The sequence below is a fragment of the Porticoccus sp. genome (genome assembly GCF_965660005.1).
Lineage (GTDB): Bacteria > Pseudomonadota > Gammaproteobacteria > Pseudomonadales > Porticoccaceae > Porticoccus.
This window is the reverse complement of sequence record NZ_CBFHYF010000012.1, coordinates 45,415-52,086: the sequence shown is the minus strand read 5'-3', so window position 1 is coordinate 52,086 and position 6,672 is coordinate 45,415. Positions and strand designations below refer to the sequence as shown.

At 52.1% G+C, this 6,672-nt stretch carries 8 protein-coding genes; 2 read left to right on the top strand and 6 right to left on the bottom strand.

The window, feature by feature from the left end; translation table 11 throughout:
* From ACTF5G_RS04700 to ffh, 6 genes are all read right to left on the bottom strand, one after another.
* Positions 1-488, bottom strand: a 488-nt coding sequence (locus tag ACTF5G_RS04700) for a site-specific integrase (RefSeq protein ID WP_438951660.1), incomplete at its 3' end; no start/stop codon positions are given.
* A gap of 126 nt (positions 489-614) precedes the next feature.
* Entirely contained in the window at positions 615-971 is a 357-nt protein-coding gene (gene rplS / locus ACTF5G_RS04695) for a 50S ribosomal protein L19 (RefSeq protein WP_438951659.1), read from the bottom strand.
* A 74-nt stretch (positions 972-1,045) separates the two neighbouring features.
* Positions 1,046-1,795 carry a tRNA (guanosine(37)-N1)-methyltransferase TrmD gene (gene trmD / locus ACTF5G_RS04690; RefSeq protein ID WP_438951658.1) on the bottom strand — a complete coding sequence of 250 codons (750 nt, stop codon included), beginning with the start codon at positions 1,793-1,795 and terminating at the stop codon, positions 1,046-1,048.
* A gap of 76 nt (positions 1,796-1,871) precedes the next feature.
* Positions 1,872-2,411 carry a ribosome maturation factor RimM gene (rimM, locus tag ACTF5G_RS04685; RefSeq protein WP_438951657.1) on the bottom strand — a complete coding sequence of 180 codons (540 nt, stop codon included), beginning with the start codon at positions 2,409-2,411 and terminating at the stop codon, positions 1,872-1,874.
* A 13-nt stretch (positions 2,412-2,424) separates the two neighbouring features.
* On the bottom strand, positions 2,425-2,673 hold the full coding sequence (gene rpsP, locus ACTF5G_RS04680; RefSeq protein WP_438951656.1) for a 30S ribosomal protein S16: 249 nt from the start codon (positions 2,671-2,673) through the stop codon (positions 2,425-2,427).
* Positions 2,674-2,872: 199 nt separating this feature from the next.
* A complete protein-coding gene (ffh, locus tag ACTF5G_RS04675; protein WP_438951664.1) occupies positions 2,873-4,273 on the bottom strand; it encodes a signal recognition particle protein in 1,401 nt (466 codons plus the stop codon).
* A gap of 139 nt (positions 4,274-4,412) precedes the next feature.
* Here ffh and ACTF5G_RS04670 point away from each other — a divergent pair, with 139 nt between their 5' ends.
* Both ACTF5G_RS04670 and ACTF5G_RS04665 read left to right on the top strand, forming a co-directional pair.
* Positions 4,413-5,201, top strand: coding sequence for a cytochrome C assembly family protein (locus ACTF5G_RS04670; RefSeq protein ID WP_438951655.1), 789 nt, complete (start codon positions 4,413-4,415; stop codon positions 5,199-5,201).
* Positions 5,202-5,349: 148 nt separating this feature from the next.
* Positions 5,350-6,648 (top strand): HlyC/CorC family transporter, encoded by a 1,299-nt coding sequence (locus ACTF5G_RS04665; protein WP_438951654.1) that lies wholly within the window; start codon positions 5,350-5,352, stop codon positions 6,646-6,648.
* Positions 6,649-6,672 lie beyond the last annotated feature (24 nt).

Below are 6,672 nucleotides of genomic sequence, written 5' to 3'. Positions count from 1 at the left end.
GCCTGATAGAGCGTCAGTCCCACCAACTCCGAGACTCTCAGCCCCGTGGCATAGAGCACTTCAAGCATGGTGCGATCACGCAGCCCCAATAATGAACCCGTGTTCGGTTGGTTCAGCAGCGCCTCCACGTCAGTTTCAGTGAGGCTTTTCGGCAGAGGGCGGCCCAATTTCGGGTTTTCCACCAAAGCAATGGGATCCTCAACGACCTGGTTTTCCCGCACCAGATAGCGATAGAGCCCCCGCATACAGGACAGTTGCCTCGCCGCCGAGCGGGCCGAGACACCCTGCGCAAAGCGGCAGGCAAGATAGCGCTGAACATCGGCGCTACCCAGCCTTATCAAGGAAAGATTCTGCGGCGCCGCCCAAACGGCTAGGGCTTCAAGATCCCGCCGATAAGCTTCCAGAGTATTCCGGCTCAAGCCCTTTTCCATCCAGAGGGCATCGAGATAATTGTCTATCAGGGTTTGGTCAGTGGAAGTCAGCGCCATGGGTTACTCTAACCGGGCCGGATGAACGGGACAATCATCAAAAATGCCAGGCGATACCAGAAAGCGGCTTCCAACCACAAAAAAAGGCACCAACCTGTGGTGCCTTCTTTCTGTCGAAAAAGAGGCTCAGTTGAGTTTCTCTCTGATACGTGCAGCCTTGCCAGACAGTTCGCGCAAGTAGTAGAGCTTGGCCTGACGGACATCGCCACGGCGCTTCACCTGCACGCTTTCAACCAGTGGGCTGAAAGTCTGGAAAGTCCGCTCGACACCAACACCATTGGAGATTTTGCGAACAGTGAACGCAGAATTCAATCCGCGATTACGCTTGCCAATCACCACACCTTCAAATGCCTGAAGGCGCTCGCGGGTCCCTTCTTTAACCTTGACCTGAACCACAACAGTATCACCTGGAGCAAAGGGCGGCAGTTCTTTGCCCATTTGCTCTGTTTCAATCGCGGCAATAATCGGATTTTTGTTACTCACGGTTTGCTCCTCTGCTTTTGTTTGTTGGGGGCATGCCACCTTTTTGAGTAGCGTCGTACAGAGAGGAAAACGACTCAGTTGCTTTCATCTGCCGACTCTCTGACAATCCTGTCCATTAACAGCTGCTGCTCTTCACTGAGCACCAGTTTGTGCAGCAGTTCCGGTCGTCGCTGCCGGGTTCTGTACAACGACTGCGTTAACCGCCACTGCCTTATTTTTTCATGGTTGCCCGACAGCAATACCTCGGGCACCTTCAAGTCTTCGTACTGCTCTGGGCGAGTATAATGGGGACAATCCAGCAACCCCTCTGCAAAGGAATCCTGGTCTGCCGAATCCTCGTGACCCAGCGCGCCGGGCAGTTGCCGAATCAAGGCATCCAGCAACACCATGGCAGGCAGCTCACCACCACTGAGGACATAGTCCCCGATAGACCATTCCTGATCCACTTCCAACTGTATCAGTCGCTCATCAACGCCTTCGTAACGTCCGGCAACCAGTATCAGATCACCCTGTGCTGCCAACGCGTTAACGCCAGCCTGATCCAGTACACGGCCCTGGGGGGAAAGGTATACCACTGTAGCTGGACCTTCTATCCAAGCGCGCGCAGCATCGATAGCCTTGCGCAAAGGCTCAACCATCATCACCATTCCGGGACCACCGCCATAGGGGCGGCCATCTACGGTCTGGTGCCGGTCACTGGCATGTGATCTCGGGTTGAAAGATGCCACCTCCAGCAAGCCCTGCCTGATTGCCCGACTGCTGATACCGTAGTCGGTCAGGGCAGCAAACATCTCGGGGAACAGTGTAACCAGAGCTATTTTCATGGCCGGTTAACCTTTGGGCTAGCCCCCCGGTTTGTTAAAAGTGCTCCCCGAGTATTCTTGAGAGAGACCCCGATTATTAAAAAGCCGGATCCCAGTCCACTTCAATCATGCCGGTGCCGAGATCGATATTTAATACAAATTGGTCTGTGTAGGGAATCAGCCGCTCTTCCTGATCGAGGCTGCCATCATCTCCCTTTACAATCAGCACGTCATTGGCACCAGTTTCCATCAGAGATTCGACGATACCAAGTCTGATACCCTGAGAGGTCAAAACAGTCATCCCCTCAAGCTGATGCCAGTAGTACTGGCCGTCGTCGAGAACAGGCAGTTGTTTTTTGGCAACATAAATGTCCCGCTGACAATAGACTCTGGCTTGATCTCTGTCGTCAATCTCTGCCAGGTGAACCATCAACCCCTTCGCAGTGAAACGCTGCTCAGTGACACGCATTTTTTGCCAGTTACCAGCAATGTTCAGCCACCATGGCTGATAATCAAAAATGTTATCGCTCGGCTCAGTAAAAGAGTGGATTTTCAGCCAACCCTTCACGCCGTGTACCGCCGTTATACGCCCGATAACCACTGGATCGACGGGATCCACACTCTGCCGGGCGCTCATAACTGTATTGTTATCAGGCTTGTCTGGCTGCTTCTTTTACTAACTGGGAAACGCGATCAGACAATGTGGCGCCCTCACCTACCCAGTGTTGCACCCGGTCCACATCAACACGAAGACGTTCTTCGAGGCCACGGGCAACCGGATTGAAAAAGCCGATACGCTCGATATAACGGCTATCACGGGCCCTACGGCTGTCAGTGACATGAATGTGATAGAACGGACGCTTTTTTGAGCCACCGCGAGCCAGACGAATTGTTACCATGAAAACTCTCTTCTGTATTTAGTTTCAAATTACAGCCGGTTAATTCCCGATTGTTCAGGAATAAAACCACGCCCGATCATTAACGGGCACCAGTGAAAGGCGCGGGATTATAGCGAAAAGATGCCACTGTGTATAGCCGGAAAACAGCATTATCCGGTGACTGGATAGCCTACGGGCAACAGGCCGGAAAGGCCACCGCTCAGAAAGGAAATTTTCCACCACCAGGCGGCATTCCGCCCCCCATGCCCCCGCCGCCAGATGGCATATTACCGGCCATTCCCCGCATCATCTGCTGCATACCTTTGCCCTTCATTTTTTTCATCATCTTGCCCATCTGCTTGTGCTGCTTGAGCAGGCGATTAAGATCCTGAAGACTGGTGCCGGATCCCACGGTTATACGCCGCTTGCGGGAGCCGTTCAGCAAGTCGGGGTTGCGTCTCTCCGCAGGTGTCATGGAATTGATGATGGCCTCCATACGGGAGAACTGCTTCCCTATATTGGCCTGCTCAACCATCTGGCTCATATTGCCCATACCGGGAAGCTTGTCCAAAAGGCCTGAGAAACCACCCAGATTTTTCATCTGCTGGAGCTGGTCGCGCAAATCGTTCAAGTCAAACCGCTTGCCCTTGGCGACTTTTTTAGCCAACTGTTCCGCTTTTTTTCGATCGACTTTCTGTTCGACCTCTTCAATCAGCGACATCATGTCGCCCATGCCGAGAATCCGCGAGGCAATACGGTCCGGATGGAATGGCTCCAGAGCATCGGTTTTCTCACCGACCCCAAGGAATTTGATGGGCTTGCCCGTTACCTGGCGAACAGAGAGTGCAGCACCCCCTCGGGCATCACCATCCACTTTGGTCAGAATAACCCCGGTCAGGGGCAGCGCTTCATTAAATGCTTTGGCTGTAGTAACCGCGTCCTGGCCAATCATTGCATCAATGACAAACAGGGTTTCTATCGGCGACAACACCTGATGTAGCTGCCGGATCTCAGTCATCAGCGCATCATCAATATGCAAGCGGCCGGCCGTATCCACCAGCAGGACATCGATAAACTTCACTTTCGCCGCCTGAACCGCATTGCGTGCAATATCCACGGGTTTTTGATCGGCCTGACTGGCAAAAAACTCAACCCCCACTTCCGACGCCAGGGTTTCCAGCTGTTTGATGGCGGCCGGTCGGTAAACATCGGCACTCACCACCATCACTTTCTTCTTTTCGCGCTCCTTGAGATAGCGGGCCAGTTTCGCCACAGACGTGGTTTTACCAGCACCCTGCAAACCCGCCATCAATACTACGGCCGGTGGCTGCACAGACAGATTGAGCGACTCGTTACTGTCACCCATCACATGTTCAAGCTCAGACTGAACGACTTTCAGAAACTGCTGGCCGGGGTTGAGACTATTGCCAACCTGCTGGCCCAACGCCCTTTCCTTGACACTTTCCACAAAGGTTTTGACGACCGGTAGCGCAACATCCGCTTCCAGCAGTGCCATGCGCACTTCACGGAGTGTCTCCTGAATATTGTCTTCGGTAAGACTGGCCTTGCCCGAGATTTTCTTCAGGGAAGCCGATAAACGATCGCTGAGATTTTCAAACATTGCCATGGGATTTATTTCATATTCACGCTGTTTAAAGGCGTAGCAGTATAACTGAAAGCAGTCGGGTTTTGGGACGGCCTCTTTTCGCTATCCACTATCTGTGACACACTTTGCCACCTGTTTGAATAGTCGTCTCATTATGTTTACAGCTTCTGCCGCCATCGCCCTGTATATCTGCGCGACCCTGTTCCAGGCGCTTCAGCTACGCATACATCCCAATTTGCGCCTGTCTTCTCTGCAACTGATTGTCGTTCCTGCGTTGGCCCTGCATGGATACACTACAGCCCATTGGGTTTTCAGTGATGCGGGCATTGATTTCGGGCTACTTCCCATGACCACGGCCATCGTTTTCACCATCAATCTGGTGGTTCTGCTCAGCAGTCTTCGAAAACCCGTTCACGGACTTTTTCTCATTCTCTGCCCCCTGGCAGCACTGATACTGGCCTTGACCCTGTTGATGGGGAGCACCGGCACTCTGAGGGAGACCGTATCTGTGCCAATTGGCATACATATTTTGTTTTCCATTCTGGCCTACAGCCTGTTGACCATCGCTGCATTTCAGGCGATTTTTATTGCCCTGCAAAACTGGCGGCTGCGCCACAGACACCTTGGCAGCTGGCTACAGATAGTCCCGCCCCTGCAAACCATGGAGGCATTGCTGTTTGAGGTGCTTTGGGCAGGCTTTGGTTTGTTGACTCTGTCACTGATTACGGGGTTTCTGTTTTTTGAAGACTTCTTTGCCCAGCACCTGATTCACAAAACGGTCTTTTCTCTTTTTGCCTGGCTGTTTTATGGCATTTTATTGTGGGGACGACACATCAGGGGGTGGCGTGGCAATACAGCCATTCGCTGGACCCTGGTAGGCTTCAGTGCCATGGTGCTGGGCTACTGGGGTAGCAAGTTTGTCCTGGAGGTGCTTCTCCGCTGAAAACCCCGGCATGTTCCAGTTAATGATCTGACGACACCGGACACAGCAATGACGGCAGTCTCTCGAAAAGTGGTGTCAAGAAAGGTTGCCAAGCACTACAAACTTCTTCAACATAGCCTGCCTTAGGTGAATACGAGGTTTCCCCCCGTTGGACGACACCCCTCTCTGGCTGCTATTTAGTGTATTAGCTGGCCTCCTTCTCTTATCTGCATTCTTCTCCGGCTCTGAAACAGCCATGATGTCACTGAACCGCTACAGGTTGAAACATCTGAGGAAACGACATCTCGGCGCCCGCAAAGCCTACAAACTGCTTAAACGCCCGGATCGCCTGATTGGTATTATCCTGATCGGCAACAACATGGTGAACATCCTCGCTTCCGCTATCGCCACCGTCATTGCTCTGCGCCTCTATGGTGATGCCGGTATCGCCATCGCCACCCTGTTGCTCACTCTGGCAATACTGATTTTTTCCGAAGTCACCCCCAAAACAATGGCAGCACTGCACCCAGAGGGTATCGCCTTTACTGCCAGTCACATTCTCCGGCCGCTGTTATTTGTCTTCTACCCACTGGTCTGGCTGGTGAACCACCTCTCTAACGGCCTGCTCAGATTGATGGGGGTAAATACCACCAAGTCGCTCGATGTTAGCCTCAGCAAAGAGGAAATTCGAACAGTGGTGGATATTTCCAGTGAAAACATCCCCGACCATCAGGATATGCTGATCAATATTCTCGATCTGGAAACGGTATCAGTGAATGACATTATGGTGCCACGCAATGAAATCATAGGTCTGGATCTTGATCTGGAAATGGATCAACTATTAACCATCATCATTAACTCCGGCTATACCCGCCTGCCGGTTTACGTGGGCAACATGAACAATGTACTGGGGATTATTCATGTAAAAACCATCGCCAGACTGCTGCGCTCAGGTAGTGACGGTCTGACCAAGGAAGCCATCAAACGATTTACCCGGGAACCCTACTTTGTCCCGGAGAACACACCACTCAACAAGCAGCTGGTAAACTTTCAACAGTCAAAACGTCGCATCGGTCTGGTGGTTGATGAATACGGGGAAATTGAAGGGCTTGTTACCATGGAGGACATACTGGAAGAAATTGTTGGCGACTTCACTACCAACAGGGCCGAGGACGAACAGGAAGATATCGTTGCCCTGGACAAGAGTATGTATGACATTGATGGTTCAGCCACCATACGGGACATCAACAAAGCAAATTCATGGGACCTGCCAACCGATGGCCCAAAGACAATTAACGGGCTGATCCTGGAACACCTGGAAAGTATTCCCGATGGTAACGTGAGCTTTACCATTGGCCGCTATCGATTTGAAACGCTGGAACTGAACGAAAAAATGGTGGTAAAGGTAAGGGTTAAACAGCGCATGATGTTCCTATCTCGGAACAGTGAGTCAGACGAAGAAGATTAGGCTCAACCAGTGACACTTGCCCGA

Coding starts and splice junctions, on each gene's coding strand:
- rimM (WP_438951657.1), bottom strand. CDS start 2,411: ATGAGCGCCCGGCAGAGTGTGGATCCCGTCGATCCAGTGGTTATCGGG.
- ffh (WP_438951664.1), bottom strand. CDS start 4,273: ATGTTTGAAAATCTCAGCGATCGTTTATCGGCTTCCCTGAAGAAAATC.
- ACTF5G_RS04670 (WP_438951655.1), top strand. CDS start 4,413: ATGTTTACAGCTTCTGCCGCCATCGCCCTGTATATCTGCGCGACCCTG.
- trmD (WP_438951658.1), bottom strand. CDS start 1,795: ATGAAAATAGCTCTGGTTACACTGTTCCCCGAGATGTTTGCTGCCCTG.
- rpsP (WP_438951656.1), bottom strand. CDS start 2,673: ATGGTAACAATTCGTCTGGCTCGCGGTGGCTCAAAAAAGCGTCCGTTC.